Origin of the sequence: Variovorax sp. UC74_104, from assembly GCF_044055375.1 — a bacterium.
GTDB lineage: Bacteria > Pseudomonadota > Gammaproteobacteria > Burkholderiales > Burkholderiaceae_C > Variovorax.
Genome location: NZ_CP171978.1, coordinates 4,615,392 through 4,641,566, shown reverse-complemented (window position 1 = coordinate 4,641,566; position 26,175 = coordinate 4,615,392). Strand labels below are relative to the sequence as shown.

Sequence of the window (26,175 nt, the reverse complement as noted above, 5' to 3'; positions counted from 1 at the left end):
GAGGGCATCCAGCTCGTCCCGAAAAACCCGGGCAGCCTTTGCCGGAAATCCATGAACGGGCGGCCCGGGGCGGGTTGTGCCGCGGCGGGCCGGCACATCGGGCATCCGACTCAGCCGCCAGCGGAGCTCTTTTCAGGCAGCAAGGCGTTCATGACGAAACGCGTCGGTCCGCTGGCCCCCCGGTCGCTGACCGCGAGGCCGAGTTGCCGCCAAAGAGCCGGGCTGAGCGGACGCACGGTGATGCGAGGGTCGCGCGCGCTCTCGTGCGATTCCTCCGGCAGCAGCGCCGCTCCATAGCCCGCGGCGACCAGTGTCCTGATCGCGTCGTTGTAGTTGAGCTCGATGCGTGGCCGGCAATGGACGCCGGCCGCGGAGAACCACTCCGCGGTAAGCCTGTAGAGACGCGTGGAGGAGTCGTTCATGATCAACGGCTGCTGGGCCAGCCACTGTGGAGTCAGCCGCCTCGGTGCCTTCCACTCCGCCGGCAGGAAGGCAACCACCGCCTCGCGCCGCAGGGGCGTGACATGGACGCCCCGCACGGGCGCCTGCGGCAGCGCCACGACCGCCAGGTCCAGGCTGCCTGCGGCGAGCCGGGTCATGCTTTCATTGGAGGTCAGCACCTGCACGTTCACGTCGATGCCGGGATGGTTGCGGGCGAGGCGTCCAAGCGCGGGCGGCAGCAGGTGCGCAATGGCACCTGTCGAGGCACCCACCCGCACGCGGCCCGTTTGGCCCGCGAGTTGGCGTTTGACGTCCTCCACTGCTTCGTCCGCGTCGGCGAGCAGCCTGCGGGCACGCGCAATGAACCGTTCTCCCAGGGCGGTTGCCTGCGCGGGCCCCCGTCCACGAACGAGCAACTGGCCGCCCAGGCGCGACTCCAGTTCAGCGATCTGGACGGTGACCGTGGGGGCCGCCAGGTGAAGGGCGCGCGCGGCGTTGGCCAGGGAGCCAAGGTCGGCAATGGCGACAAGGGTGCGCAGATGATCGAGGCTCAGTTCTCGCATGGCGCAAATTTAACTTTTCTTAATCCTGGGTTCCATATATTTAGCTGGAGCCATCGAGGCCGGATGCCTACGATCGCGCTCCATGAACCTCAGCATCTTCATCGACGGCGATCAGGGCACCACCGGCCTTGACCTGCAGAACCGGCTCCGGGGTGGGGAATTTCGCATCCGCACATTGCCGGCAAACCTGCGCAAGGACGCGGCCGCCCGACGGGCCGCTCTCAACGAGTGCGACATCGCCATCCTTTGCCTGCCCGATGCAGCGGCGCGCGACGCGGTGGCGATGATCGAGAACCCCTCGGTGCGCGTGATCGACGCCAGTTCGGCTCACCGCACCAGCCCGGGCTGGGTCTACGGCCTGCCCGAACTCGATGCACGGCAAGGCAAACGCATTGCCTCGGCAGCACGGGTCACGAATCCGGGCTGCTATCCCACTGCTGCGGTTGCCCTGCTGCGGCCGTTGAGGGATGCCGGCCTCCTGCCTGCTGACTATCCGCTTGTCATTCATGCCGTCTCGGGCTATTCCGGTCAGGGCAGGGCGGGGGCGGAAGCGCACGAGGCCGGGACTGGAGCGCATTCCTTGAAGGTTTACGGCCTTGCACTCGAGCACAAGCATGTGCCGGAAATAGAGACCTACGCCGGCCTGACGGAGCGCCCCATCTTCGTGCCGGCCTATGGCAGCTACCGGCAGGGCATCGTGCTCACCATCGGATTGCACGCGCGAATGCTTCCATCCGATGTCTCGGGTACGCGCATCCACGAATGCCTTGCGCAGCGATACCGCGATGCGGCGCACGTTCACGTGCTGCCGATGTCGTCTGCCATTCCGATGACAGAGCTGGACCCGCAGGTCCACAACGGCTCGAACGATCTGAGTCTGGCCGTTGCGTGGAATGAACGCACAGGTCAGATCGTGCTGGGCGCGGTTCTGGACAACCTGGGCAAAGGCGCCGCGGGGGCGGCTGTGCAGAACCTGCGATTGATGGCCGCCGAGATGCTGACGGTGTAGCGGCTCGATATCGACGGCAGCTGCCGGCGCCGCGCCGTGTCCGGATCGCTGCACGGTCTGAACGGTCCCCCACGCGAGGCTCTCCGGGCGATCGGTGACGCGGGGCGATGACCCTGTTGCCGCGGCGACCTCCGGCTTGGCCGGAGAATCACCGGCATTCGACAAAAGGAGCGCCTCCGAATGACCACGCTGCAACAACTCCTCGGCACGGAAATCCCCCTCATCCAGGCCCCGATGGCCGGCATCCAGGGCAGCGCGATGGCCATCGCGGTCAGCAACGCAGGCGGGCTCGGTTCGCTTCCGGCAGCGATGCTGAGCACCGATGCCCTGCGCAGCGAAATCGCCGCCATCCGCGCGGGCACCGGCAAGCCCTACAACGTCAACTTCTTCTGCCATACGCCGCCCGAGCCCAGCCCTGAGCGCGAGGCGACCTGGCGCGCCGCGCTGGCGCCGTACTACGCCGAGTACGGCATCGATGCGGCGGGCATTCCCGCCGGCCCGGGCCGCAACCCGTTCAGTGCCGAGGTGGCCGACCTGCTGGCGGAGTTCAAGCCGCCGGTGGTCAGCTTTCATTTCGGGTTGCCGCCCGAGGCGCTGATGGCGCGGGTGCACGGCTGGGGCGCGAAGGTGCTGGCCTCGGCCACCACGGTGGAAGAGGCGCAGTGGCTCGAGGCGCGCGGCGTGGACGCCGTCATCGCGCAAGGGCTGGAGGCCGGCGGGCATCGCGGCCACTTCCTGTCGCACGACCTGACGCGGCAGCTGGGCACCTTCGCGCTGCTGCCGCAGCTCGTGCATGCGGTCAAGGTGCCGGTGATCGCGGCCGGCGGCATCGCGGATGCGAACGGCGTGGCCGCGGCCATGGCGATGGGCGCGGCGGGCGTGCAGATCGGCACGGCCTACATGCTGACGCCCGAGGCGACCACCAGCGCGATCCATCGCGCGGCGCTCAAGGGCAAGGCCGCGAGGCACACGGCGCTCACCAACCTCTTCACCGGCCGGCCGGCGCGCGGCATCGTGAACCGCGTGATGCGCGATCTCGGTCCCATCGGCGCGGCGGCGCCGGAGTTTCCGCTGGCCACCTCCGCCATCGCGCCGCTGCGCGCCAAGGCCGAGGCACAGGGCAGCGGCGATTTCTCCCCGCTGTGGTCGGGGCAGAACGCGACCGGCTGCCGCGAGATTCCTGCAGCCGAACTCACGCGCGAACTGGCGCGAGGGTTTCGCTGAACAAAAAAGAAAAGAACGAACGAAAGAAAGAAGAAGGCCAATGACCCAGCAACTGCATTTGCCCTTGAAGTTCCTCGCGCAAGGCGCACAACCCGATGTCCGCGAGCCGTGGCTGCTGGTGCTGATGCACGGCGTGGGCAGCAACGAGCAGGACCTGTTCGGCCTGGCGCGCATGCTGCCTCCTCAGTTCCACGTGCTGAGCCTGCGCGCGCCGTACGTGCTGTCGCCCGACTCGTACGCGTGGTTCGAGTTCGACGTGCTGCCCGGCGGCGAGCGCCGCATCGACGAAGAGCAGGAGCGCGAAAGCCGCTTCCTCGTGGGCGAGATGATCGCCTCGGCCTCGCAGCAGCTCGGCGTGCCGGCGCAGCGCATCGTGGTCGGCGGCTTCAGCCAGGGCGGCATCATGGCGTTGTCGCTGCTGCTGACCAAGCCTGAAAGCGTGCGTGCCGCATTGGTGTGGCACAGCCGGCTGCTGCCGCAGGTGGTGCCGCACATCGCGCCGCCCGAGGCTTTCGAGGGCAAGGCGCTGTGGGTGAGCCATGGCAGCGCCGACAACGTGATTCCGCCGAGCGCCGCACAGGCCACGCGTGAGCTGGCGCGCACGCTGCCGCTGGCGCTGTCGGGCACGGACTTTCCGGGCGCGCACGAGATCCGCCCGGCGGAGCTGCAGGCCACGCTGGCGTGGCTGCAGTCGCTGAGCGCGCCGGAATGAGCTGACTGAACTTCCGCGTGACCGCTGCGTCACAGGGCGTTACGACGACGTGGTCCGGCTGCGACCTGATCTGGTGCACCATAGCCAGCTGCTCGCCTTCCTGACGACATCACCGCACAAGGAAACGCCCTCATGCAAGACAGCGACACCCACGACACCCCCGAGTTCAGGCCTCGCCGCGAAACGCCCATAGGAAGCATCGTCGTCGCCGTGCTCGTGCTGCTCGCGGCCGCGTTCTTCGGCTGGCGCTGGTACCAGCAGCAGCAGGCCCCCGAAGCCACGCCGGTGGCCGCGGCGCCGAACGACGGAGCGCCACCCCCGCCGGCACCCGCGCCCGCACCCCAATCCCTGGAACCGCGAAACCCGATGGACGGGATCGCGGTGCCCGACGCGGGGCTCGCGAACGCCACCGACGCCGACACGCGCGTGATGAAGGCCCTGGTCGACCTGTTCGGCAGCAAGAACGTGGCCGACTTCCTGCAGTTCGACGGCATCGTGCGCCGCTTCGTGGCAACGGTCGACAACCTCGCGCGCGAGCAGGCGCCAGCGAGCGCATGGCCGGTGCAGCAGACCAAGCAGCGCTTCATCACCTCGGGGCAGGGCGACAAGCAGGTCATTGCCGCCAACAACGCGGCGCGCTACAACGCCATGGTGCTGTTTGCCGGGTCCGTCGATCCGGCGAAGGCGGCCAAGGCCTATGCCCGGCTCTATCCGCTCTTCCAGCATGCGTATGAAGAACTGGGCTACCCGGGGCGCTACTTCAACGACAGGCTCGTCGCCGTGATCGACCACCTGCTGCAGGCGCCCGAGCCCGCCGGTCCGGTGCAGGTGCGGCTGGTCGAGGTGAAGGGCGACGTCCCGTCCCAGCGACCGTGGGTGCGCTACGAGTACGCCGATCCGCAACTGGAAGCAATGTCCGCGGGGCAGAAGATCATGGTGCGCATGGGGCTGGAGAACGAGCGCAAGGTGAAGGCCAGCATGCGCGCCTTCCGCGAGCAGATCGCCACGGGGGACGTGGTGAAGAAGAAGCAGCCCTGACTGACAGCAGCCCCGACACTGGCCCTGAGGCTGCGGGCGTTCTTCCGGCGCGCCGTGTAGGCGCACACCGATTGCATGCCCCGCGGTTGTCGCGGAGGCTTGGTTGCCGAAACCAAGCTCCGGAGGACAACCGTATGAATCTGATGAGCGTCGACCTCTACCAGAGTGCCACCGACTCGGAGAAATTCCTCGCGCTTCCGGCGGGCACCGACCCCGCCGAGCTGATGGGCCCGATGACCATCGACCCGGACTACGCGCAGATCAACCGGTACCGGGAGGCCTTCCAGTTCGACCCGTCCGAAGCCTATGCGGGCGTCAACGCCGCGAAGATCGCCGCTGACATCCTGACGGTGAAGTGGGCGGCCTACCGCCGCGAACCCTCACCGTAGAAGGTCGCGCCTTCGCGGCCTCCTTCCCGTTCAGGCCTCTTCGGCTTCCTCGCTGTACTCGCTCACCGGCACGCAGCTGCAGAACAGGTTGCGGTCGCCGTAGACGTTGTCGACGCGGCCAACGGGCGGCCAGTACTTGGCGTTCTTGAGCGCGGCCAGCGGGAAGGCGCCGAGTTCGCGCGAGTACGGGTGGCTCCACTCGCTGCCCAGCAGGCTCGCGGCCGTGTGCGGCGCGTGCTTGAGCGGGTTGTCTTCCTTCGGCCAGACGCCTTCCTCGATGCGGCGGATCTCGCCGCGGATGGCGATCATCGCGTCGATGAATCGGTCGAGCTCGGCCAGCGGCTCGCTCTCGGTGGGTTCCACCATCAGCGTGCCGGGCACGGGGAAGCTCAGCGTGGGCGCGTGGAAGCCGTAGTCGATCAGGCGCTTGGCCACGTCCTCGGCGGTGACGCCGCTGGTGTCCTTCAGAGGGCGCAGGTCCAGGATGCACTCGTGCGCGACGTGTCCGTTGGGGCTGGCGTACAGCGTGGGGTAGTGGTCCTTCAGGCGCGCGCTGATGTAGTTGGCGCTCAGGATGGCCGTCTCCGTCGCGGCCTGCAGGCCCTTGGCGCCCATCATGCGGCAGTACATCCAGCTGATCGGCAGCACCGCCGCATTGCCCAGCGGCGCGGCCGACACCGCGCCCACGCCGTTGGAAGGTACGCCGGCCGTGGCATGGCCCGGCAGGTAGGGCACGAGGTCTTCGACCACGCAGACGGGGCCGACGCCCGGCCCGCCGCCGCCGTGCGGGATGCAGAAGGTCTTGTGCAGGTTCAGGTGGCTCACGTCGCCGCCGAACTCGCCCGGCGCGGCCACGCCGACCAGCGCGTTCATGTTGGCGCCGTCCACGTACACGCGACCGCCGTGCGCATGCACCAGCTCGCACAGCTCCTTCACGCGGGTCTCGAACACGCCGTGGGTGCTGGGGTAGGTGATCATCACCGCGGCCAAGTTGGCGCTGTGCTTCTCGCAGGCGCGCTTGAGGTCGTCGATGTCGACGTTGCCCTGCGCGTCGCAGGCCGTCACCACCACCTGCAGGCCCACCATCTGCGCGCTGGCCGGGTTGGTGCCGTGCGCGGAAGAGGGGATCAAGCAGATGTTGCGATGGCCCTGGCCCTTGGCCTCATGGAAGGACTTGATGGCCAGCAGGCCCGCGTACTCGCCCTGCGAGCCCGCATTGGGCTGCAGGCTGATGCCCGCGTAGCCGGTCGCCTCGCACAGCCAGGCGCGCAGCTGGGCGTCGAGCTGGGCGTAGCCCTGCAGCTGGTCGGCCGGCGCGAAGGGGTGGATGTTGGCGAACTCGGGCCAGGTGATGGGGATCATCTCGCTGGTCGCGTTGAGCTTCATGGTGCAGCTGCCCAGCGGGATCATGCTGCGGTCGAGCGCCAGATCCTTGTCCGACAGGCTGCGGATGTAGCGCAGCATCGCCGTCTCGCTCTTGTGGGTGTTGAACACCGGGTGCGTGAGGAATGCGCTGGTGCGGCGCAGGTCTTCGGGGATCAGCGGCACGGTGCTGCCCGAGAGGTCGTCGAAGCGCGGCGCCTGCGTGCCGGCGGGCGCGAACAGGGCCCACAGCGTTTCGACGTCGGCGCGCGTGCTGGTCTCGTCCAGCGAGATGCCCAGGTGCTGCTGCAGGCGCTGGCGCAGGTTGACGCCGGCGGCCAGTGCGCGCTCGATGATCGCCTGCGTGTCTTCGCCGGTGCGGATGGTCAGCGAGTCGAAGGCGGTGGCGTTCACCGGCTCGCGGCCCATCTGCGCGAGGCCCTTGGCCAGCACGGCGGTGAGCGCGGCCACGCGCTGCGCGATGCGGGTGAGGCCGTCGGGCCCGTGGTACACGGCGTACATGCTGGCCACCACGGCCGGCAGCACCTGCGCGGTACAGATGTTGGAAGTGGCTTTCTCGCGGCGGATGTGCTGCTCGCGCGTCTGCAGCGCGAGGCGGTAGGCCGGCTGGCCGTGCGTGTCGACGCTCACGCCCACAAGGCGGCCCGGCAGCGAGCGCTTGAACTCGTCGCGGCAGGCCAGGTAGGCGGCGTGCGGGCCGCCGTTGCAAAGCGGCATGCCGAAGCGCTGCGTGGTGCCGCAGACGATGTCGGCGCCCCATTCGCCCGGAGGCGCGAGCAGCGTCAACGCCAGCAGGTCGGCCGCGACGATGAAGGCCGCGTCGCACTGGTGCGCATGGCCCGCGAGCGGGCGCAGGTCGTGCACGTGGCCGGTGGTGGCGGGGTATTGCGCGAGCACGCCGAAGAAGGCGCCGCTCACCATCAGGTGCGGCAGTGTTTCCGACACGGTGCTCACCTTGACCTCGATGCCCAGCGGCGCGGCGCGCGTCTTGATCACTTCGATGGTCTGCGGGTGGCAGTCGCCCGACACCAGGAACACGTTGCTCTTGCTCTTCACGCTGCGCTTGGCGAGCGTCATGGCCTCGGCGGCGGCCGTGGCTTCGTCGAGCATCGATGCATTGGCGATGGCCATGCCCGTGAGGTCGCACACCATCGTCTGGAAATTGAGCAGGGCTTCCATGCGGCCCTGCGAGATCTCGGCCTGGTAGGGCGTGTAGGCGGTGTACCAGGCGGGATTCTTCGAGGATGTTGCGCAGGATCACGCCCGGCGTGTGGTTGCCGTAATAGCCCTGGCCGATGAAGTTGCGGAACACCTTGTTCTTCGACGCCATCGCCTTCAGCTCGGCCAGCGCGTCGGCTTCGGTCACCGGCGCGGGCAGGCGCATGGGCTTCGAGCGGCGGATGGCCGCGGGCACGATGCCGTCGATGAGCTCCGCGCGCGTTTCCGACCCGATCGCCGGCAGCATGCGCGCCTCGTCCGCCGCATCGATGCCGATGTGGCGGGCAATGAATTCTTCGGCGTTCTCGAGTTCTTGCAGGGGGGGGAGGGCGTGGCTTGACATGGCGATGGGATGGGGCAAGAGAGGAATACGGGAGCGGGAGCCGGATCCGGATGACGAGAAATCCTCGCGTCACCCGTACCCGGTCGCCGGCTTTCAGCAGCGCATCAGGATTCGGCGGCGAACTTGTCGTAGCTGGCCGCGTCCAGCAGCGCGTCGAGCTGCGCCGGATCGCTCAGCTTGACCTTGAAGAACCAGCCGGCGGCCAGCGGGTCGCTGTTGGCCAGCGACGGGTCGGCGCGCAGCGCTTCGTTCACTTCGGTGATCTCGCCCGAGACGGGCATGAACACGTCGGCGGCGGCCTTCACCGATTCGACGACACCGGCGACTTCGCCCTGGGCGAAGGTCTTGCCGACTTCGGGCAGGTCGACGAACACCACGTCGCCCAGCGCGTCCTGCGCGTGCACGGTGATGCCGACGGTGGCCGCGTCGCCTTCGGCCGACACCCATTCGTGGTCCTTGGTGTACTTGATGCTCATGGTGGAAAAACTCCTCGTGGAAAAAATGGATCGGGGGTGCAGAGCCTAGCCGGTCAGCCGCGGTAGTAGCGGGTGGGCACGAAGGGCATGGTCGACACTTCCATCGGCACCGGCTTGCCGCGCACGATGGCCTGCACGCGCGTGCCGGGCTCGGCGAAGGCGGTGGCCACGTAGCCCATGGCGATGCAGCGGTCGGCCGTGGGGCCGAGCAGGCCGCTGGTGACGAGGCCGATGTCCTGGCCTTCGAAGGACTGCAGCACCGTGCCGTCGCGCACCGGAATGCGCTCCAGCGCCACGAGGCCCACGCGCTTGCGCTTCAGCGTGTCGTGGTCGGTGTGGCCGGCCGCGCCTGCGGTGGCTGCGGCGAGCTGCGCGAGGATCTTCGCGGCGCCCGGAAAGCCGCCTTCGCGCGCGCCACCGGTACGGCGCACCTTCTGCATCGCCCAGTTGAGCGAGGCCTCGACGGGCGTGGTGGTGGTGTCGATGTCGTTGCCGTAGAGGCAAAGGCCCGCTTCGAGCCGCAGCGAATTGCGCGCGCCCAGGCCGATGGGCTTGACCTCGGGCTGGGCCAGCAGCAGGCGGGCGAGGCGTTCGGCGTCGGATGCGGCCACCGAGATCTCGAAGCCGTCTTCGCCGGTGTAGCCGCTGCGGGTGACGAAGGCCGGGATGCCGCCGATCTGCACCGAGCCGCCGGTCATGAACACGAAGCGCTCGATGCCGGGCGACAGCCGCGCCAGCGTGGCCGCGGCCTGCGGGCCCTGCAGCGCGAGCAGCGCGTGGTCGGGCAGGGGGCGCACCTCGCAGCGCGAGCCGATCTTCTGCTGGATGTGGGCGATGTCGGCCACCTTGCAGGCGCCGTTGACGATCACGAAGATCGAGCCGTTGCCCTCGTTGAAGAACATCAGGTCGTCGAGGATGCCGCCCTCGTCGTTCAGCAGCAGGCCGTAGCGCTGCTTGCCGGCGGGCAGGTCGATCACGTCGACGGGCATCAGGGTCTCGAAGGCGGCAGCGGCGTCGGGGCCGACCAGGCGCAGCTGGCCCATGTGTGAGATGTCGAACAGGCCGGCTGCGTCGCGCGTGTGCTTGTGTTCGGCCATCAGGCCGGCGGGGTACTGGACCGGCATCGAATAGCCGGCGAAGGGCACCATGCGGGCGCCCAACTCCAGGTGGAGGTCGTACAGCGGCGTCTTGAGAAGTTCGGTAGCGGATGCGGAGGAAGCGGCCACGGGGCACTCCAAAGGGGCAGTCGAAATCCATGACGCAAGCCATGGGCCACCCCTGCTGTCCGCTTTACCTGAGAGATTCGCCCCACGATCGGGGTTTGCTCCTTCGGTGGGCCGCTGCCTCGGTTGGTGGCGGCGGCCTCTCTCCAGCAAGGAAACGCCGGTTTTCACCGGCGCCTCGTCAGTCCTTTTGCCTGAGCGTTCGGGGGAAATAGCCCCCTGCGCCTTCGGCGGCCCCGGCTTGCGGGGCTCTCTCCTGACCCGGGCGAGTGTAGTTGATCGGGCAGCCCGGCCGGCGGATTTGTCCTGCCGCCCTCAACGTGCCCACAGGTACCACGCCCCCGCGACCGCGGCGATCCACACGGCCACGACCAGTGCGGCGCCCCAGCGGCTGGTCGGCCTGGAGCCCGAGCTTTGCATCCAGGCATCGGCCCGCTCGCGGCATTCGGCGAGCACCGGCGCCGGAATCAGCCGGATCGTGAGCCAGATCAGCCCCGGCAGCAGCAGCACGTCGTCGACGTAGCCGAGCACTGGAACGAAGTCGGGAATCAGGTCGATCGGGCTGAGCGCATAGGCCACCACGAACATGCCGAGCGCCTTGGCGTACCACGGCGTGGCGGCGTGCCGGCAGGCGAACCAGAGCGTGACGCCATCGCGCTTGAGGCGCCTGGCCCAGCCGCGAAGGCGTGCGGACAACGAGGTGGAGACGGGAGGCGGGGAATTCACCCGGCGATGGTGTCACAGGCTGGGGCGACGGCCGCCCCCATCGAGGTCCTCAGTGAATCACTTCGGCCGGCGGCAGCAGCCGGTCGATGCGCTCTCGCAGCGACTCGGCGCGCTCCACGCCGGCGGTCTTCTCGATCTCGGTGAGCATCAGCGCGGCGATGGTCAGCATGGCCTCGCGGTCGCGCGCCTCGCGCAGGGCGTCGCGCATCTGCAGCGCGAACTTCGGGTCGCGGCGCACGAACATGCGCTCGCAGATGTCGAAGAGGAACATGCGCGTTGTCGCCAGCGAACGCTTGCCGTCGAAGGTGTCGGCGGAGGTGGCGACCTGGATCGGCTCGGCGGCGGGAATGGGCGAGGGCGCGGGCTGCGCGGGGGGCTCGGCTTCCGCCGCCGCGGCCTTCGTGCCCTGCAGGTAGCCCTTGTCGATCAGCGCCTGGATCGTCCGCTCGGCTTCGTCGCGGTTGGGGAAGAGGGGACTGAAGTCGGTCAGGGAGCGCCGGCCGTCGGCCATCAGCAGCAGGGCGCGTTCGCGCTGGGTGAGCGTGCGCTGTCCGCCCTGGAGTTCGTTGCGCGCCTTGTCGGTCTTGGTGGGAAACATGGCAGCCACAGCTTTGGGGAAACGAAGGCTGCAGCATCGTTGCAAGTAGTGACATCTCCATGAACCGTTCGCCTTACAGGGGCAATTGCGTGGCGGCCCTTCAGCCGGCGCTTTCCTTGCGTATGAGCCAGCGGTTGCCAACGCGCTGCAGCTCCAGCGTCTTGCGGCCTTTCTCGCGGAATTTGTCGGCGCTGTAGGTCTGCTCGAAGGTGGCGCTGGCCGATTGCCCCTGGACACTGATGACGAGGCTTTCGATGCCCACGTTGATGACGGCCTTGTCCTCGATGCGCGCGCGGCGGTCGGCCTCCCAGGCCTTGCGGTCCTGGCCGCGCGGCGGGGCGAAGTCGGGTGCGTAGGCCGCCAGGTAGCGCGCCACGTCCCGAGCGGACCAGGCTGCTGCCCAGGCGCGCACGGCGGCTTCGACTTCGCGGATGCCGGCGGCGGGATCTGCCGGCGCGGGCGCCACCGGTGCGGGGGCTGCCTGTGTGGCCGGCGCCGCGGGCGGGGCGCCGAAGGCGGCCGGTGCCAGCAATGCGCCGCCCATGGCGCCTCCCATCAGGCAACTCCGGAATCGATTCATGGCGCAGTCCCCTCCTTGTCGGTTCTCGCCCGATTCTGGCAGCGAACATGCGTGAAGCCGACTGGCCCCCCGGGGAACCCGTGTTCAGGCGGCAGCCCCCTCGGCTTCGGCCGGCAAGGCCTGCGGCGTCCGGTTGCGCAGGCGCAGCGCCATCACCGCCGCGGCGCACAGCACGCAGAGCACCGCCGTCAGCGTCACGCCGAGGCCGCGCGCGTCCGACAGCATGCCGAAGAGCGGCGACACCAGCCCGCCCACCGACAGCGCCAGCCCCAGCGCGATGCCGCTGGCGGTGGCCGGGTTGCGCGGAAGGTAGTCCTGCGCGAGCGTCACCTGTGCCGCGAAGGGCAGGAACATGCACAGGCCGAAGAGCCCGGTGCAGGCCAGCGCCCAGCCGGCGCTCGGCGCGAGCACGATGCCCGCGAGCGAGGGCAGCGCGAAGAGGTAGCCCGCGCGGATCGTGCCCATGCGCCCGATGCGATCGCCCAGCCACCCACCGAGCAGCGTGCCGACCGCGCCCGCCGCCGTGAACGCGGTAAGCGCCGCCGCGCCCTGGAAGGCCGAGCCGTGCAGGTCGCGCGTGATGCGCAGCGACAGCATCGACATCACCGTGACGTACGGAATCGACCAGCCCACGATGGTTGCCACCAGCAGCCCGAAGGCGTGCCAGTCGTTGTGCGGCTTCATCAGGTGGTCGCCGGCCTTGCGTGCCGCCGCGGCCGCGCTGCCCGAGGCCGCACCGCGCCGCGCGCTCACGACGAACCACACCACGCCCATCGCCAGCGCCGGCGCGCCCAGCAGGTAGCTGCGCGACAGGCTGCCGCCGCCCACGGCCGTGGCCGCCAGCACCGGCGCGAACGAGGCGCCGATGGTGCCGCCCACCGAGAACACGCTCATCGCTTTCTGCGAGCCGCCGCCAGCCGCGCGCGCAGCCACCGTGGCCGGCGGGTGGTAGGCCGCGATGCCCAGGCCGCACAGCGCCATCGCGATCCAGGTCAGCAGGTAGCTCTGGCTCAGCCCCGCCAGCACCACGCCCAGCGCGGCCACCAGGAAGCCCGTGGGCACCAGCCAGCTGCGCGGATGCCGGTCGGCGTACAGGCCGAACAGCGGCTGCACCACGCTCGACAGACCCGTGGCCGCCAGCATCAGGCCGCTGACTGCCGTGTAGCTATAGCCGCGCTCCAGCACCATGAAGGGCAGCAGGGCGGGCACGAGGCCCTGGTAGAGGTCGTTGACGGCATGGGTGCCGGTGAGCAGCCCGAGTCGGCGCTTGTTCATGACGGATGCTTCTTTCGTTTGCTGTAGGAGTGGAAAAAAGCATCGTAGGAAGCCGTGAGAAGATGTTCCTGCTACGAATTGGCAAGCATCGTCGAGAAATGGACAAAGCGATCAACCTCCGCCCGGAGCAGGGCGAATCGACCCCGCGCGCCGTCGCGGTGCTCGCGACCGACCCTGCCGGCGACGCCTTCATTCCGCCGCACACGCACCGGCGCGGGCAGCTCATCCACGCGATCTCGGGCGTGATGCTGGTGAGCGCGGCGGCCGGAAGCTGGGTGGTGCCGACCGGTCGCGGCGTGTGGGTGCCCGGCGGCATGGAGCACGAGATCCGCATGGCCGGCGAGGTGCGCATGCGCACCGTGTTCGTCGAGCCCGGCACACGTGCCGACCTGGGCAGCGAGTGCCGCGTGATCCACGTCGGCGCGCTGCTGCGGGAGCTGATCGTCACGGCCGTGTCGCTGCCGCTGGACTACGCGCCGGGCGGCCGCGACGAGCGCGTGATGGAGCTGATCCTCGACGAGATCGAGGCCGCACCCGCGCTTTCGCTGCACGTGCCGATGCCACGCCACGCCCGGCTGGCCGCGCTGTGCGAGGAACTGGTGCGCGATCCTTCGCTGCCCGCCGCGCTGGACGACTGGGCGCAGCGCCTGCACATGAACACCCGCACGCTCGCGCGCCTGTTCCAGCGCGAGACGGGCATGAACTTCGGTGCGTGGTGCCGGCAGGCGAGGCTGCTGCTGAGCCTGCCCCGGCTGGCAGCGGGCGCGTCGATCCTGGAGGTGGCGCTGGCCCACGGCTACGAGAGCCCGAGCGCCTTCACCGCGATGTTCCGGCGCACCTTGGGCGTGCCGCCGAGCCAGTACCTGCACCGGCCCGGATGAACGGCTTCGCTACTTGAACCCTAGCGTGTGCGGCAGCCAGGTGCTCAGCGCCGGCACGAAAGTCAAAATCAGCAGTACCGCGCCGTGTGCCCACAGGAAGGGCACCAGCTCCTTCACCAGCGCCGTCATCGGCACCTTCGACACGTTGCATGTCACGAAGAGCAGCCCGCCCACCGGCGGCGTGATCATGCCGAGCGTGAGGTTGAAGATCACGATCATCGCGAAGTGCACCGGGTCCACGCCCAGCTTCACCGCCACCGGCGCGAGGATCGGCGCCAGCACCATCACGCCCGGCAGCGGCTCGATGAAGATGCCGAAGAGCAGCAGGAAGATGTTGACGATGATCAGGAACATCCACGGCGAGAGGTTCATGCCGATCAGCCACTCGGCCATCTGCTGCGGAATGCCCTCGATGGTCAGGACCCACGCGAACGACGCCGACAGGCCGATGATGATCAGCACCGAGGCCGAGAGCAGGGCGGAGCGCGAAAGAATGTCCGGCAGCGCCTTCCATTCGAGCGTGCGGTAGACGAACTTGCCGCACACCAGCGCGTAGAACACCGCCACCACCGAGGCTTCTGTGGGCGTGAACCAGCCCGCGCGCATGCCGCCCAGGATGACCACCGGCAGCAGGATCGCGGGAATCGCCTTCCACGTCGTCACCAGGATCTCGCGCAGCGGCGGCGTCTGCCCATCGCCCTTGTAGTTGCGCTTCTTCGAGACGTGGTAGTTCACCAGGCACATCGCCACCGCGATCAGGATGCCCGGGAGGATGCCCGCCGCGAACAGCGTGCCGACCGAGACCGTCTCGTCCTGCAGCGCGTAGATGATCATGATGATCGAGGGCGGGATGATCGGCCCCACGATCGCGGTCGAGGCGGTGAGCGCCGCCGCGTACGAGCGGTCGTAGCCGGCCTTGTCCATCATCCTGATGAGCATCGACCCCGGCCCCGCCGCGTCGGCCAGCGCCGAGCCCGAGATGCCCGAGAAGAAGGTCAGCGACACCACGTTGGTGTAGCCGAGCCCGCCGCGCCGGTGGCCCACGAATTGGCCCGCGAAGCGCAGCAGCACCTCGGTGAGCGAGCCGCCGCTCATTAGCTCGGCCGCCAGGATGAAGAAGGGCACCGCCATCAGCGGAAAGCTGTCGATGCCGGTGAAGGTTTCCTTCAGCAGCACCATCAGCGGATAGTTTTCCGCGAGGATCAGCGTGGTGACGGTGGACAAGCCCAGCGCGAAGGCCACGGGCACGCCGATGGCCAGGAAAATGCAGGCGGAGACGATCAGAACGATGCTGGCATCCATGGTCGTTCCTCCTTACAGCGACGCCGAGGCGTTGGCGTCGAAGTGCGCGTCGGACGCGAACTCGCGGTTCAGCACGTAGCCGCGCACCACCAGCAGCCAGTGCACGACGAGCAGCACGCCGCCGAACAGCATCGCGCTGTAGATGTAGGCGAACGGAATCTGCGTGACGGCCGTGAGCTGGAACATCGTGCGCTGCATGTAGAGCCAGCCGTACCACACCATGAAGCCGAAGAAGGCGAAGAGCAGCCCGGCCACCACGATGCGCAGCGCCACCGCGGCGGAGCGGGGCAGCGCGTCCTGAAGGTTCTCGACCGCGATGTGCCCGCCGTAGCGCAGCACCGGGCCGGCGCCCAGGAAAGTGAGCCAGATCATCATGTGGCGCGACACCTCCTCGGCCCATTCGAGCGATTGGCTGGTGGTGTAGCGCAGCACGACGTTGGTGAAGATGATGACCGACATGGCGGCCAGCAGAAGAATCAGCGCCCAGCGGTTGGCGGCGAGAAAGTAGCGCTCGAAGGCTTGCACTTTGAGTTGTTCTCTGTTGTTTCGGGAGAGAAGAAAAAACGAAGCGCCCGGCGCACTGTGGCGGACCGGGCGCGTTGCCGGAAGACCGGCGGAGCGGGCGTTACTTGACGTCCGTGATCTTCTTGATGTTGTCCGCGCCGAATTCCTTGGCGTAGCTCACGTACGCCGGCTTCAGCGCCTCGCGGAAGGCGGCGCCGTCGACCGTGCGCGTGACCTTCATGCCGTCTTTCTCGAGCTGGGCGATGCCGTTGTTCTCGTCGTCGTTCACCTTCTTGCGCTGGGCAATGGCGGCCTTCTTCGCGGCTTCGGTGAACACCTTCTTGTCGGCGTCCGAGAGCTTGTTCCACACCTTCGGCGACAGCAGCAGGAGCGCCGGCGAGTACACGTGGCCCGTGAGCGAGAGGTGCTTCTGCACCTGCGAGAACTTCGAGGCCAGGATCACCGGAATGGGGTTCTCCTGCCCGTCGACCGTGCCCTGCTGCAGCGCGCCGAAGAGCTCGGGGAAGGCCATCGGCGTGGGCAGGATGCCGAAGGTGCGGTAGCCGTCCATGTGCACCTTGTTTTCCATGGTGCGCATCTTCAGGCCGGCCGCGTCGGTGGGCTTGACGATGTCGCGCTTGCTGTTCGTCATGTGGCGAAAGCCGTTCTCCGTCCAGGCCAGCGCGATGATGCCCTTGCTCGGGAACTTGGTCAGGATGTCCTGGCCGATCGGGCCGTCCATCACCTTGCGCGCATGGTCGTAGTCGCGAAAGAGGAACGGAATGTCAACAATCTTCACCTCGGGTACGAAGTTGCCCACCGGGCCGGTCGAGGTGTTGACCAGGTCCTGCGTGCCCAGCTGGATGGCCTCGATCTGCTCGCGCTCGCCGCCCAGCGCCGAGTTGGCGAAGTGCTGGCACTTGTAGCGGCCTTGCGTGCCCTTCTCGATCTCTTCGCAGAACACCGTGGAGCCCACGCCGTAGTGCGACTCCTTGGAAGTCGCGTAGCCGATCTTGAGAACGGTGGGGGCCTGGGCGAAGGCGGAAGCGGCGAGGGTGCCCAGGGCGAGCGAAAGGCAGGCGGCGGCGATGTGGCCGAGTTTCATGATGTCTCCGGGGTTGGGGTCAGGTGCGCGTCAGGCGCACCGGACTATGCAACACCGGGGAGCTTCACCGCGTCGGGATTTTCACGGACGTACTCGCGGATGACCGCCTCGAAACTGTCGTCGGCGGTCAGGCCCAGCGCCTTCGCCCGTGCGGTTTCGATGTGGCCGGGCCAGGTCTTCACGATCCGCATGATCGTCGGGTCGGGCGTGCGGTCGAGCAGGGCGGTGGCGGCCTTGCCGGCCACGCGCTCCAGCGCCGCGGCCATCTCGCCCACCGTGGTCGGCAGCGAGGGCAGGTTCAGCGCGGTGCGCGGGCCCCATTGCGCGTCGGTCGCCTCGGCGGCGCGGATGATGCCTTCGACAGTGCGCGCCGGTGACGCAACGGCCACAGGCGTCTCGTCGGGCACCGGGCAGGCCGCGCGCAGCCCCGCCAGCGGCTCGCGGATCATTCCGCTGAAGAAGCCCGAGGCCGCGCCGTTGGGCTTGCCCGGCCGCACGCTCACCGTCATGAGCCGCACGCTGCGCCCGCGCACGAAACCCTTGCGCGTGAAGTCGGCCACCAGCTGTTCACCTATGAATTTCTGGATGCCGTAGCTGGTCTGCGGCGTGGGCAGCGTGTGGTCTTCGATCACCTTCGGCAGCGGCTGCTCGGGCGAATCGCCGAACACCGCGAGCGAGCTGGCGAAGACCAGCACCGGCTTCGTGCCGAGAGCGCGAACCCGTTCGAGCAGCGCATGCGTGGCGGCGAAGTTGCTGCGCATGCCGAGGTCGAAGTCGGCCTCGCATTCGCCGCTCACTGCTGCGGCCAGGTGGAAGATGGCGTCGGCCTCGCGCCAGGGCGTGGCATCGGCCTGCGCCGAGAGCTGGTCGTTGAGGTCGCCGGTGATGGCCTCGATGCGGCCGTCGGCTGCCAGGTCCGCCGGCGGAGCGGCGCGGTCGACCAGCGTGATGCGCTCGATGGGGCGGGCTGCGGCGCCGGCCAGTGAAAGGCTGCCTTGCGCGAGCAGCGTGCGTGCGAGGCGCGCGCCGAGAAAGCCGGCGCCGCCGGTGATGACGATCTGCATGAAGTCTCTCTCCTGTTTCCTGGTGAGCCTGGAGAATAAGCAAATCGCAAGCGAACCGCCGCCAAGAGCCCACAAGTTGCCCCGGATAGCTTCCGGCCCGATTCGAGCCGCCCATGCCGCCTATGCCGCTTATGCCGCCCATGACCACGACACTTCCTCCCGACTTCCTCGCCACGCTGCGGCAGCCCGTGCTGCGCGAGGCCGATCTCGAAACCAAGTCCTCGTTCTTCTCGCGCAAGGAGGTGATGGATTTCTACGTCTCGGTGATGAAAAGCCCAGAGAAGAACGACGTGCTGCAACTCGCCGCTGCCGAGTTGCCCGTTCTGCATCCTCATCGGGCCGCGCTGCTGGCCCTGTTCTGCGGCGCACTCGTGGAGGAGGGCGCCGATCCGCATCTGCTCTTCGGCGCGGCGCTGGAGATCATGTCCGGCCTGCTCGTCTCTCTGAGCCCTTCTGCGCGACGCAGCCGCAGGAGGACGACGATGACGCGGATCCCGACGATCTCGCCGAATGGCAGGCGGCCAATGCCGCGCTCGGTGCGCTGTCGGCGCAGGAACGTTTCGAGGTCGAGGCACGGCAGGCCGCAGCCGGCCTGCTGGTGCTTCCGCTGATGACCATGCTCATGCGCGACGTGCGCAACCATCGCGCCCTGCTGGCCGACGGCGAACTGGTGGCGCGCGTCGATGCGTTGGCTGTCAACGATTCGCTGCCGATCGACGGTCTGCACTTCCTGCAGGGTGCCGCCGAACTGGCCTACGAGGACGAACTGGTGGTGGTGCTCCCGGCCTCCGGCACCGGCATGGTGGTGAAGGCCCACGCCATCAACAACAACTTCCACGCGTTCTCGCTTCTGCAGAAGCTGATGCGCAAGCACGCCAAGGCCCTCGGCATCCAGCCGCCCGCGCGCGAGTCGGGCGCGAACGCAAGCCGCGACACCGACTGCGCCGAGTACCTGTGGCTGCAGGCCCACGCCTTCAGGAACGGCGAGCTGGTCGATCCCATGGCGTGGTCATGGGGCGAAGGTTCGCTGCGCGAGAACGCGCGCAGGCAGGGCCGGCTGGTGCTCGTGGCGCTGGACACGCAGGACAAGCCCAGCCGCAGCTGGAACGGGTTCGACCGCGTGCTCCATTCGGAGCAGAAGTCGCGTGTGTCGCTCGTGCGGATGCTCACGCCCGAGGAGGTTGCCTCGTACCTTGCCTGAGGCGGCAGGCAAAGAAAAAGCCCTCCGAAGAGGGCCTCGAGCGGGAAGAAGCGGCCGGGGGCCTTACATCCCCACGTAGTTCGGCCCGCCACCGCCTTCGGGCGTGACCCACACGATGTTCTGCGTCGGGTCCTTGATGTCGCAGGTCTTGCAGTGCACGCAGTTCTGCGCGTTGATCTGCAGGCGCTGCTTGCCGTCCTCGGTGCCGACGAACTCGTACACGCCAGCGGGGCAGTAGCGGCTCTCGGGGCCCGCGAACTTGGCGAGGTTGACGTTCACGGGCACTGTCGCGTCCTTGAGCGTCAGGTGGGCCGGCTGCTGCTCTTCATGGTTGGTGTTGCTGATGAACACGCTGGAGAGGCGGTCGAAGGTGAGCTTGCCGTCGGGCTTGGGGTAGACGATGGGCTTGCACTCGGCAGCGGGCTTCAGGTACAGGTGGTCGGCCTTGTTGCGGCGCAGCGTCCAAGGAATATGGCCCTTGAGCAGCCATTGCTCGACGCCGTTCATGAAGGTGGCGATACCCAGGCCCTTCTTGAACCAGGCCTTGAAGTTGCGGGCCTTGTTCAGTTCGGTGTGCAGCCAGCTCTTCTCGAAGGCGGCCGGGTATGCGGCGAGTTCGTCGTGCTGGCGGCCGGCCATGACCGCGTCGAAGGCGGCTTCGGCGCACAGCATGCCGGTCTTGATGGCGGCATGGCTGCCCTTGATGCGGCTCACGTTGAGGTAGCCGGCCTCGCAGCCGACCAGCGCGCCGCCCGGGAACACGGTCTTGGGCAGCGACATCAGGCCGCCGGCCGTGATGGCGCGCGCGCCGTAGCCGATGCGCTTGGCGGGCTTGATGCCCTTGGACTCGTCGCCCTCCAGGTACCAGCGGATGTTGGGGTGCAGCTTCCAGCGCTGCATTTCCTCGAAGGGGCTCAGGTAGGGGTTGCTGTAGTCCAGGCCCGTGATGAAGCCCATGGTGACCTTGTTGTCCTCCATGTGATAGAGGAAGGCGCCGCCGTAGGTGTCGCTCTTCATCGGCCAGCCGGCGGTGTGCAGCACAAAGCCGGGCTGGTGGCGCTTGGGATCGATCTCCCACACTTCCTTCACGCCGAGGCCGTAGGTCTGCGGGTCCTTGCCGGCGTCGAGCTTGTACTTGGCGATGAGCTGGCGGCCGAGGTGGCCGCGTGCGCCTTCGGCGAACACGGTGTACTTGCCCAGCAGCTCCATGCCGAGCTGGAAGTTCTCGGTGGGCTCGCCGTCCTTGCCGACGCCCATATTGCCGGTGGCCACGCCACGCACGGAGCCGTCTTCGTTGTAGAGAACCTCGGCGGCGGGGAAGCCCGGGAAGATCTCCACGCCCAGGTTCTCCGCCTGCTGGGCCAGCCACTTGGTGAAGGCGCCGAGGCTGATGATGTAGTTGCCGTGGTTCTGGAAGCAGGCCGGCAGGAAGAGGTTGGGGGTGCGCAGGCCCGACTTCTCGCCCAGGAACACCATCGCGTCGTCGGTGACCGGCTGGTTCAGCGGCGCGCCGAGTTCTTTCCAGTCGGGCAGCAGTTCGTTGAGCGCGCGCGGGTCCATGATGGCGCCCGAGAGGATGTGCGCGCCGGGCTCCGAGCCCTTCTCGAGCACCACGACCGAAATCTCCTTTTCCTGCTGCGCGGCCAGTTGCTTGAGCCGGATCGCGGTCGACAGGCCGGCGGGGCCGCCGCCGACCACGACCACGTCGTATTCCATGGCTTCGCGAGGGCCGAACTGGGCGAGGATTTCGTCGTGCGTCATGTGGGTTGGATCGATAATGATTTTTCGGGGCGCGGTGGCAGCCCAGGACTGCGGGGCATTTTATGCGGCGTCCAGGCATGCTCCCTGTCGCCCGCGAGCGGGGCTTCCCCGCGTCACCTGCGCGACTCCACAGGATCCAGTTCATGGCTTACAGCATCGATCTCTCCGGCCGCGTGGCCTTCGTCACCGGCGCCTCCAGCGGGCTCGGCGCCCAGTTCGCCAAAACGCTGGCGCGCGCCGGCGCCGCCGTGGTGCTCGCGAGCCGCCGCGTCGAGAAGCTCAAGGAACTGCGCGCGCGCATCGAAGGCGAGGGCCACGACGCCCACGTGGTCGAGCTCGACGTGACCGACATCGGCAGCATCAAGGCGGCCGTGGCGCGCGCCGAGACCGAGGTGGGCCCCATCGACATCCTCGTCAACAACTCGGGCGTGAGCACCACCCAGCGCCTGCAGGACGTCACGCCCGACGACTACGACTACATCTTCGACACCAACGTGAAGGGCTCCTTCTTCGTGGCGCAGGAAGTCGGCAAGCGCATGCTGGCGCGCGCCCGCGGCACGGCGCCGGGCACCTACATCGGCGGGCGCATCATCAACATCGCATCGGCCGCGGCGCTGAAGGTCATGCCGCAGATTGGCACCTACTGCATGAGCAAGGCGGCAGTGGTGCAGATGACCAAGGCCATGGCGCTCGAATGGGGCCGCTTCGGCATCAACGTGAACGCGCTGTGCCCGGGCTACATCACCACCGAGCTCAACGAGGAGCACTGGAACACCGAAGGCGGCGCCAAGCTGGTCAACATGCTGCCGCGCAAGCGCGTAGGCAAGCCCGAGGACCTGGACGGCCTGATCGTGCTGCTGGCCAGCGGCCAGAGCCACTTCGTGAACGGCGCCGTCATCGCGGCCGACGACGGGTTCGCGCTCTGAGCCCGCGGGCCTGGATCGGCATTGCCGCCGGCCTGGGGGCGGGTGCGCTGTGGGGGCTGGTGTTCGTGGCGCCGCGCATGGTGGGCCACTTCGGCATGGTCGACATCACCGCCGCGCGCTTCCTGGTGTTCGGCGCCGTCTCGGGGCTCGCGGTGTTCGCGCGGCCTGCCGCATCGCGCTGGCCGAATGGGCGGCAGGCGCTCGCGGCGCTGGGGCTCAGCGTGCTGGGCTTCAGCGGCTACTACCTGCTTCTGGCCTTCGGCATCCAGGCGGCGGGCACGGAGGTGCCCAGCCTCATCATCGGCACGATCCCCGTCTGGATGATGCTGCTCGGCCGTCCCGCCGGCCTGCGCATGAGTGCGCTGCTGCCGGGCCTGCTGCTCACCGGAGCGGGCATCGCGCTGATGATCTACGGCGCATGGTCGGCGCAGCACGGCACTGGCTCGGAGACCGGCAGCCGCTTCGGCTGGGGCATCGCGCTGGCAGTCGCATCGATGGTGAGCTGGACGGTGTACGGCCTGCTCAACGCCGCCTGGCTGCAGCGCCACACGGAGCTCAACGCGACCGACTGGGCCAACTGGCTGGGCGTGGCGACCGGCCTTGGCGCCTTGCTGCTTTGGCTCGTCGCGGGCAGCGACGCGGCCACGCTGAAGGCTCAGCCCGACGGCATGCTCTTCGTCTGGATCGCGCTGGCCAGCGGCTTCGGCTCTTCTTGGCTCGCGACCATTCTCTGGAACATCGCCAGCCAGCGGCTGTCGGCCAGCCTCTGCGGGCAGCTGATCGTCAGCGAGACGCTGTTCGCGCTGCTCTATTCCTTCGTCTGGGACGGCCGCTGGCCGCAGGCCACCGAGTGGGCCGCGGCGGCGCTGTTCGTGCTGGGCATCCTCGCATCCATCAAGGCGCACCGATGAGAATCGAAATTCCCGAAAAGAAGAAGCTGGTGTACGAAACGTCCATTCCCATCCGCTGGGGCGACATGGACGCCATGGGCCACCTCAACAACGGCACCTACTTCCGCTACCTAGAGACGGCGCGCATCGACTGGATGCACTCCATCGGCTTCGAGCCGCAGCCCAACGGCGAGGGCATGGTGATCGTCAACGCCTTCTGCAACTTCTACCGTCAGATCGAGTACCCCGGCAACGTGCTGCTCAAGATGTACGTGAGCGACCCGGGCCGCACCACCTTCGAGAGCTGGGCCACGATGGCCCGTGAGGAAGAGCCCGACGTGATCTGCGCGGCCGGCGGCGCAACCACGATCTGGGTCGACTTTCCCAAGCAGAAGGCGCTGACCTTGCCCGACTGGCTGCGCGCGCTGGTGAGTGCCGAATGAGAAGGGCGCTTCTGGCAGCGGCCTTGCTAGCATCGCTCGCTGCCGCAGGCCACGCACAGAGATCGCCCGCAAAGAGCACGGTCGAGTGCGTTCCCGGCGCTTCGTACCTGAGCGCGGACACGCTGAAGAAGACCGGCTTCGAACTCCCGGTTTTCAAGTGCTATTGCTATTCCGACAAGGCCGGCAGCCACGTTCTGCTGCTCGGCGAGAAGCAGGACCTGTCGTTCGCTGAAGAGAAGCTTTCCTCGGCCATCCAGGCCGCGCTCTACAAGGTCGGTGCCGACGGCGCCAGCCTGACGCCCGAGTGGTCGATCCGCGACTTCGCGGGCAAGTACGAGGCAGGGCTCAATTTCCGCACGAAGCTCATCGAGCTCGCCGACATCGATGGTGACGGGCTGGTCGACCCGGTCCTCGTCTATCGCTTCTTCGAGCGCGACGGTGCCGGCCGCATCGTCGACGACGATTACTCCGGGCGCATCAAGATCGTCACGTTCCACCAGGGCCGCAAGGCGACGATCCAGGCGATCACCGGAGAGTTGGACGGCGACCGCAAAACCACCGCCAACACCGGCTACTTCGCCTTGCCGAAGCCCGTGCAGCAGCATCTCGTGAAGAAGATGGCGGCGATGTACGACGCCCATCATTTCGGCTTCGACAACTCCTACGGCTTCGTGCCGAGGAAGGAAGCCGCCCGGCGCTGAAGCCGGGTCGGCGAGCGGGTCAGGCCTGCTGCAGAACGATCCGCGCCTCGAAGCCCTGCGCAGCACCTTCCGGCGGCGAAGAAAGCTCCAGCTTCGCACCGTGCTTCTCGACGATGGTGCCCACGATCGAGATGCCCAGCCCGTAGCCTGCGCGGTCGGAGCTGTGGCGCACGTGGCGCCCGCGCAAGGTGGCGAGCTGTTCCGCGGTGACGCCCTTGCCGGAATCGCGCACGGCCAGGGTGGAGGGATCCATCACCTCGATGACGACGCGGCTGCCGCCGTAGCGCAGCGCGTTCTCCACCAGGTTGCGCAGCGCAATGGCGAGGGCGTCGACGTCGCCGAGGGCAGTCGGCGCGCCCATGTCCGGCACCTTGAGCGCCAGGCGCTCGATGTTCTGCGGGTCCTGCCAGAAGTCCTGCGCCACGGCGCCTGCGAGCTGCACCAGGTCGACCCGGCTGCGCGCAAGCGAGGCGCCCGATTCCGCGCGCGAGAGCTGCAGCAGCTTTTCGGTGCGATGGCTCAGGGTGCGCAGCGCATCGAGTGCGCCCTGCACGTCATCGCGGCGCAGGTCGTGGTCGAGGGCGGTCTGCAGCCGCAGGCGGGCGGCGGCGAGCGGCGTGCGCAGCTCGTGCGCGGCGTTGGCCGCGAGGGCGCGTTCCACGTCCAGCGAGTGCGACAGCCGCTCCAGCAGCCGGTTGAGGTGGTCGCCGACGGTGCGCAGCTCCCTGGGCAGCTCGGAGGGCAGCGCGATCGGCCGCAGGTCGGCGCCGCTGCGCTTTTCGATCTCGGCGGCAACTTCCTGCAGCACCCGCAGCTCGGCGCGCGCCACGTTGCGCAGCACCAGCGCGAGCAGCGGCAGTACCGCGCCGAGCGGAATGATCAGCCCGAAGAGCGTGCGGTTGAGCGCGTGGCGCCGCTCGTCGAGCGGATCGGCCACCTGGAAGAACAGGCCCAGCGTGGGGTGGCGCACGGTGTAGATGCGCCAGTTCGAGTTGTTCGCGAAGCCGGAGGCCAGCGGCACGTCGAAGGTGTCGGCGGGAGCCTCGGCGGAGCGCAGCAGCACGTGCTCGTGCGGGTCGACGATCTGGTAGATCACCGCGTCTTCCGAGAACAGCTGCTTGGGCGCGATCAGCGGCTCGCGCGGCTGCTGGGTGCCCGAATGCTGCAGCCGCTCAAGCTCCTGCACGGCCATCGCGAACATGCGGTGCGAGACCTCGACGAGTTCGTTGTCGAAGTTGTGGTTGATCTCGCGGTCCACATACCAGACCACCGCGAGCACGCACAGAAGCCATACGCCGCCGACCCACAGGATCAGCGTGCGGGTCAGCCGCCCGGCGAGCGAATTGCGTCCGGCGGCAAAGCTTGCGGAATTCAACGGGCAGCCTCCGCGCCTTGCGCCTCGGCGCGGGCACCTTCGAGCGGCCGGGCGGCGCTCATTCGTCGTCGTCCGTGGAGAACGACAGCCGGTAGCCGAGCCCGCGCAGTGTCTGGATGTGGCTGCGGCCGAGCTTGCGCCGCAGGCGGCTGATGAAGACCTCCAGCGTGTTGCTGTCGGCCTCGTCGCCGAAGCCGTAGAGCGCGTCGGCCAGGTTCTCGCGCGTGTGTATGCGCTCGGGCCGGGTCGCCATCACGCGCAGCAGCGCCCACTCCTTCTGGGTGAGGGTGATCGGAGAGCCGCTCTTGCGCACCATGTCGTGCGCCAGGTCGATCTCCAGGTTGCCCAGTTGCAGCACCGGCGAGCTGTTCGAGCTGCGCCGGCGCTCGACCGCGCGCAGGCGCGCCAGCAGCTCGGCGGGGTCGTATGGCTTGATGAGGTAGTCGTCGGCGCCGGCGTCCAGCCCGCGGATGCGGTCGGTGACCTGGTCGCGCGCGGTCAGCACGATGACGATGGGGCGCTCGGGCAGGGCGCGAATCTGCGGCAGCAGGGAAAGGCCGTCGCCGTCACCCAGGTGCAGGTCGAGCAGCACGGCCGCGTACTGCACCGAGAGCAGGGCGGCGCGGGCGTCGGCCAGGCTCGGCGCCACGTCGACCACGAAGGCCTTGGCCAGAAGGTAGCTGCAGACGGCATCTGCCAACGCAGTGTCATCTTCGACCAGCAATATGCGCACGCCATGTCCTTCCAGGAAAAATTGAAGTCTAGCGCCACCCAGTTGCACGGGCCCTTTGAGTCAGGTTCGGTTCATCTTGCTTCAGGCTCGG

At 68.2% G+C, this 26,175-nt stretch carries 26 protein-coding genes, 1 pseudogene and 2 riboswitches; of the genes and pseudogenes, 12 read left to right on the top strand and 15 right to left on the bottom strand.

All coding sequences use genetic code 11. The features are described from left to right. Positions 1–110: 110 nt before the first annotated feature. The gene (locus ACHMXA_RS21815; protein ID WP_176666927.1) at positions 111–1,004 is read right to left on the bottom strand and encodes a LysR family transcriptional regulator; all 894 of its coding nucleotides are present in this window, start codon (positions 1,002–1,004) and stop codon (positions 111–113) included. Between the two features lie 82 nt (positions 1,005–1,086). Between ACHMXA_RS21815 and argC the strand changes: the two genes are divergently transcribed. The 5 genes from argC (at position 1,087) to ACHMXA_RS21790 (ending at position 5,376) form a co-directional block, all read left to right on the top strand. After that, positions 1,087–2,013: an N-acetyl-gamma-glutamyl-phosphate reductase gene (argC, locus tag ACHMXA_RS21810; RefSeq protein ID WP_176666926.1), complete on the top strand. Its 927-nt coding sequence runs from the start codon at positions 1,087–1,089 to the stop codon at positions 2,011–2,013. A gap of 180 nt (positions 2,014–2,193) precedes the next feature. Continuing rightward, a complete protein-coding gene (locus tag ACHMXA_RS21805) occupies positions 2,194–3,237 on the top strand; it encodes a nitronate monooxygenase family protein (protein WP_176666925.1) in 1,044 nt (347 codons plus the stop codon). A 40-nt stretch (positions 3,238–3,277) separates the two neighbouring features. Next, complete coding sequence (locus ACHMXA_RS21800; protein ID WP_176666924.1) at positions 3,278–3,949, top strand: alpha/beta hydrolase; 672 nt, start codon at positions 3,278–3,280, stop codon at positions 3,947–3,949. A gap of 132 nt (positions 3,950–4,081) precedes the next feature. After that, the gene (locus ACHMXA_RS21795) at positions 4,082–4,987 is read left to right on the top strand and encodes a DUF3014 domain-containing protein (protein ID WP_176666923.1); all 906 of its coding nucleotides are present in this window, start codon (positions 4,082–4,084) and stop codon (positions 4,985–4,987) included. Between the two features lie 134 nt (positions 4,988–5,121). After that, positions 5,122–5,376, top strand: a complete 255-nt coding sequence (locus ACHMXA_RS21790; RefSeq protein ID WP_176666922.1) for a hypothetical protein — start codon at positions 5,122–5,124, stop codon at positions 5,374–5,376. 30 nt (positions 5,377–5,406) lie between these two features. On the opposite strand, the pseudogene gcvP reads toward ACHMXA_RS21790, so the two are convergent. The 7 genes and pseudogenes from gcvP to ACHMXA_RS21755 form a co-directional block, all read right to left on the bottom strand. Next, a pseudogene (gene gcvP, locus ACHMXA_RS21785) lies at positions 5,407–8,320 on the bottom strand (aminomethyl-transferring glycine dehydrogenase). 104 nt (positions 8,321–8,424) lie between these two features. Then, entirely contained in the window at positions 8,425–8,796 is a 372-nt protein-coding gene (gene gcvH / locus ACHMXA_RS21780) for a glycine cleavage system protein GcvH (RefSeq protein WP_093201071.1), read from the bottom strand. 53 nt (positions 8,797–8,849) lie between these two features. After that, positions 8,850–10,022 (bottom strand): glycine cleavage system aminomethyltransferase GcvT, encoded by a 1,173-nt coding sequence (gene gcvT, locus ACHMXA_RS21775; protein WP_176666920.1) that lies wholly within the window; start codon positions 10,020–10,022, stop codon positions 8,850–8,852. Between the two features lie 45 nt (positions 10,023–10,067). Continuing rightward, positions 10,068–10,179, bottom strand: a riboswitch (glycine riboswitch). 12 nt (positions 10,180–10,191) lie between these two features. Further along, positions 10,192–10,288: riboswitch (glycine riboswitch) on the bottom strand. A 46-nt stretch (positions 10,289–10,334) separates the two neighbouring features. Next, positions 10,335–10,745 (bottom strand): YkvA family protein, encoded by a 411-nt coding sequence (locus ACHMXA_RS21770; RefSeq protein WP_395316351.1) that lies wholly within the window; start codon positions 10,743–10,745, stop codon positions 10,335–10,337. Between the two features lie 49 nt (positions 10,746–10,794). Then, positions 10,795–11,343, bottom strand: coding sequence for a hypothetical protein (locus tag ACHMXA_RS21765; RefSeq protein ID WP_176666918.1), 549 nt, complete (start codon positions 11,341–11,343; stop codon positions 10,795–10,797). Between the two features lie 100 nt (positions 11,344–11,443). Beyond that, positions 11,444–11,923, bottom strand: a complete 480-nt coding sequence (locus ACHMXA_RS21760) for a DUF4440 domain-containing protein (protein ID WP_176666917.1) — start codon at positions 11,921–11,923, stop codon at positions 11,444–11,446. A gap of 84 nt (positions 11,924–12,007) precedes the next feature. After that, entirely contained in the window at positions 12,008–13,198 is a 1,191-nt protein-coding gene (locus ACHMXA_RS21755) for an MFS transporter (RefSeq protein WP_176666916.1), read from the bottom strand. 98 nt (positions 13,199–13,296) lie between these two features. Between ACHMXA_RS21755 and ACHMXA_RS21750 the strand changes: the two genes are divergently transcribed. Then, on the top strand, positions 13,297–14,079 hold the full coding sequence (locus tag ACHMXA_RS21750; protein WP_176666915.1) for a helix-turn-helix domain-containing protein: 783 nt from the start codon (positions 13,297–13,299) through the stop codon (positions 14,077–14,079). Between the two features lie 9 nt (positions 14,080–14,088). Here the strand turns inward: ACHMXA_RS21750 and ACHMXA_RS21745 are convergent, their stop codons facing one another. The 4 genes from ACHMXA_RS21745 to denD all read right to left on the bottom strand — a co-directional run bounded on the left by ACHMXA_RS21745 (position 14,089) and on the right by denD (position 18,054). Continuing rightward, a complete protein-coding gene (locus ACHMXA_RS21745) occupies positions 14,089–15,381 on the bottom strand; it encodes a TRAP transporter large permease (protein ID WP_176666914.1) in 1,293 nt (430 codons plus the stop codon). 12 nt (positions 15,382–15,393) lie between these two features. Then, complete coding sequence (locus ACHMXA_RS21740; protein WP_176666913.1) at positions 15,394–15,906, bottom strand: TRAP transporter small permease; 513 nt, start codon at positions 15,904–15,906, stop codon at positions 15,394–15,396. A gap of 100 nt (positions 15,907–16,006) precedes the next feature. Beyond that, positions 16,007–16,990: a TRAP transporter substrate-binding protein gene (locus tag ACHMXA_RS21735; protein ID WP_176666912.1), complete on the bottom strand. Its 984-nt coding sequence runs from the start codon at positions 16,988–16,990 to the stop codon at positions 16,007–16,009. A 44-nt stretch (positions 16,991–17,034) separates the two neighbouring features. Then, positions 17,035–18,054, bottom strand: a complete 1,020-nt coding sequence (gene denD, locus ACHMXA_RS21730) for a D-erythronate dehydrogenase (protein ID WP_176666911.1) — start codon at positions 18,052–18,054, stop codon at positions 17,035–17,037. 131 nt (positions 18,055–18,185) lie between these two features. Between denD and ACHMXA_RS21725 the strand changes: the two genes are divergently transcribed. Then, a complete protein-coding gene (locus ACHMXA_RS21725; protein WP_395316350.1) occupies positions 18,186–18,665 on the top strand; it encodes a hypothetical protein in 480 nt (159 codons plus the stop codon). Further along, positions 18,665–19,255 carry a hypothetical protein gene (locus tag ACHMXA_RS21720; RefSeq protein ID WP_395316349.1) on the top strand — a complete coding sequence of 197 codons (591 nt, stop codon included), beginning with the start codon at positions 18,665–18,667 and terminating at the stop codon, positions 19,253–19,255. Before ACHMXA_RS21725 ends, ACHMXA_RS21720 begins: the two co-directional genes overlap by 1 nt. Positions 19,256–19,318: 63 nt before the next feature. Here ACHMXA_RS21720 and ACHMXA_RS21715 read toward each other — a convergent pair whose 3' ends face one another. Beyond that, entirely contained in the window at positions 19,319–21,016 is a 1,698-nt protein-coding gene (locus ACHMXA_RS21715; RefSeq protein WP_176666909.1) for an electron transfer flavoprotein-ubiquinone oxidoreductase, read from the bottom strand. A gap of 143 nt (positions 21,017–21,159) precedes the next feature. Here ACHMXA_RS21715 and ACHMXA_RS21710 point away from each other — a divergent pair, with 143 nt between their 5' ends. Genes ACHMXA_RS21710 through ACHMXA_RS21695 form a run of 4 tightly spaced genes read left to right on the top strand, consistent with a single transcriptional unit; the run spans position 21,160 to position 23,976 of the window. Continuing rightward, on the top strand, positions 21,160–21,942 hold the full coding sequence (locus ACHMXA_RS21710) for an SDR family oxidoreductase (protein ID WP_176666908.1): 783 nt from the start codon (positions 21,160–21,162) through the stop codon (positions 21,940–21,942). 59 nt (positions 21,943–22,001) lie between these two features. Continuing rightward, positions 22,002–22,853, top strand: a complete 852-nt coding sequence (locus tag ACHMXA_RS21705; RefSeq protein ID WP_395316348.1) for a DMT family transporter — start codon at positions 22,002–22,004, stop codon at positions 22,851–22,853. Further along, positions 22,850–23,275, top strand: coding sequence for a thioesterase family protein (locus ACHMXA_RS21700; protein ID WP_176666907.1), 426 nt, complete (start codon positions 22,850–22,852; stop codon positions 23,273–23,275). The genes ACHMXA_RS21705 and ACHMXA_RS21700 overlap by 4 nt, the downstream gene beginning before the upstream one ends. After that, entirely contained in the window at positions 23,272–23,976 is a 705-nt protein-coding gene (locus tag ACHMXA_RS21695; protein ID WP_176666906.1) for a M949_RS01915 family surface polysaccharide biosynthesis protein, read from the top strand. Before ACHMXA_RS21700 ends, ACHMXA_RS21695 begins: the two co-directional genes overlap by 4 nt. A gap of 19 nt (positions 23,977–23,995) precedes the next feature. Here the strand turns inward: ACHMXA_RS21695 and ACHMXA_RS21690 are convergent, their stop codons facing one another. Next, on the bottom strand, positions 23,996–25,351 hold the full coding sequence (locus tag ACHMXA_RS21690; protein WP_176666905.1) for a HAMP domain-containing sensor histidine kinase: 1,356 nt from the start codon (positions 25,349–25,351) through the stop codon (positions 23,996–23,998). Between the two features lie 58 nt (positions 25,352–25,409). Then, the gene (locus ACHMXA_RS21685) at positions 25,410–26,084 is read right to left on the bottom strand and encodes a response regulator transcription factor (RefSeq protein ID WP_176666904.1); all 675 of its coding nucleotides are present in this window, start codon (positions 26,082–26,084) and stop codon (positions 25,410–25,412) included. Positions 26,085–26,175: the final 91 nt, after the last annotated feature.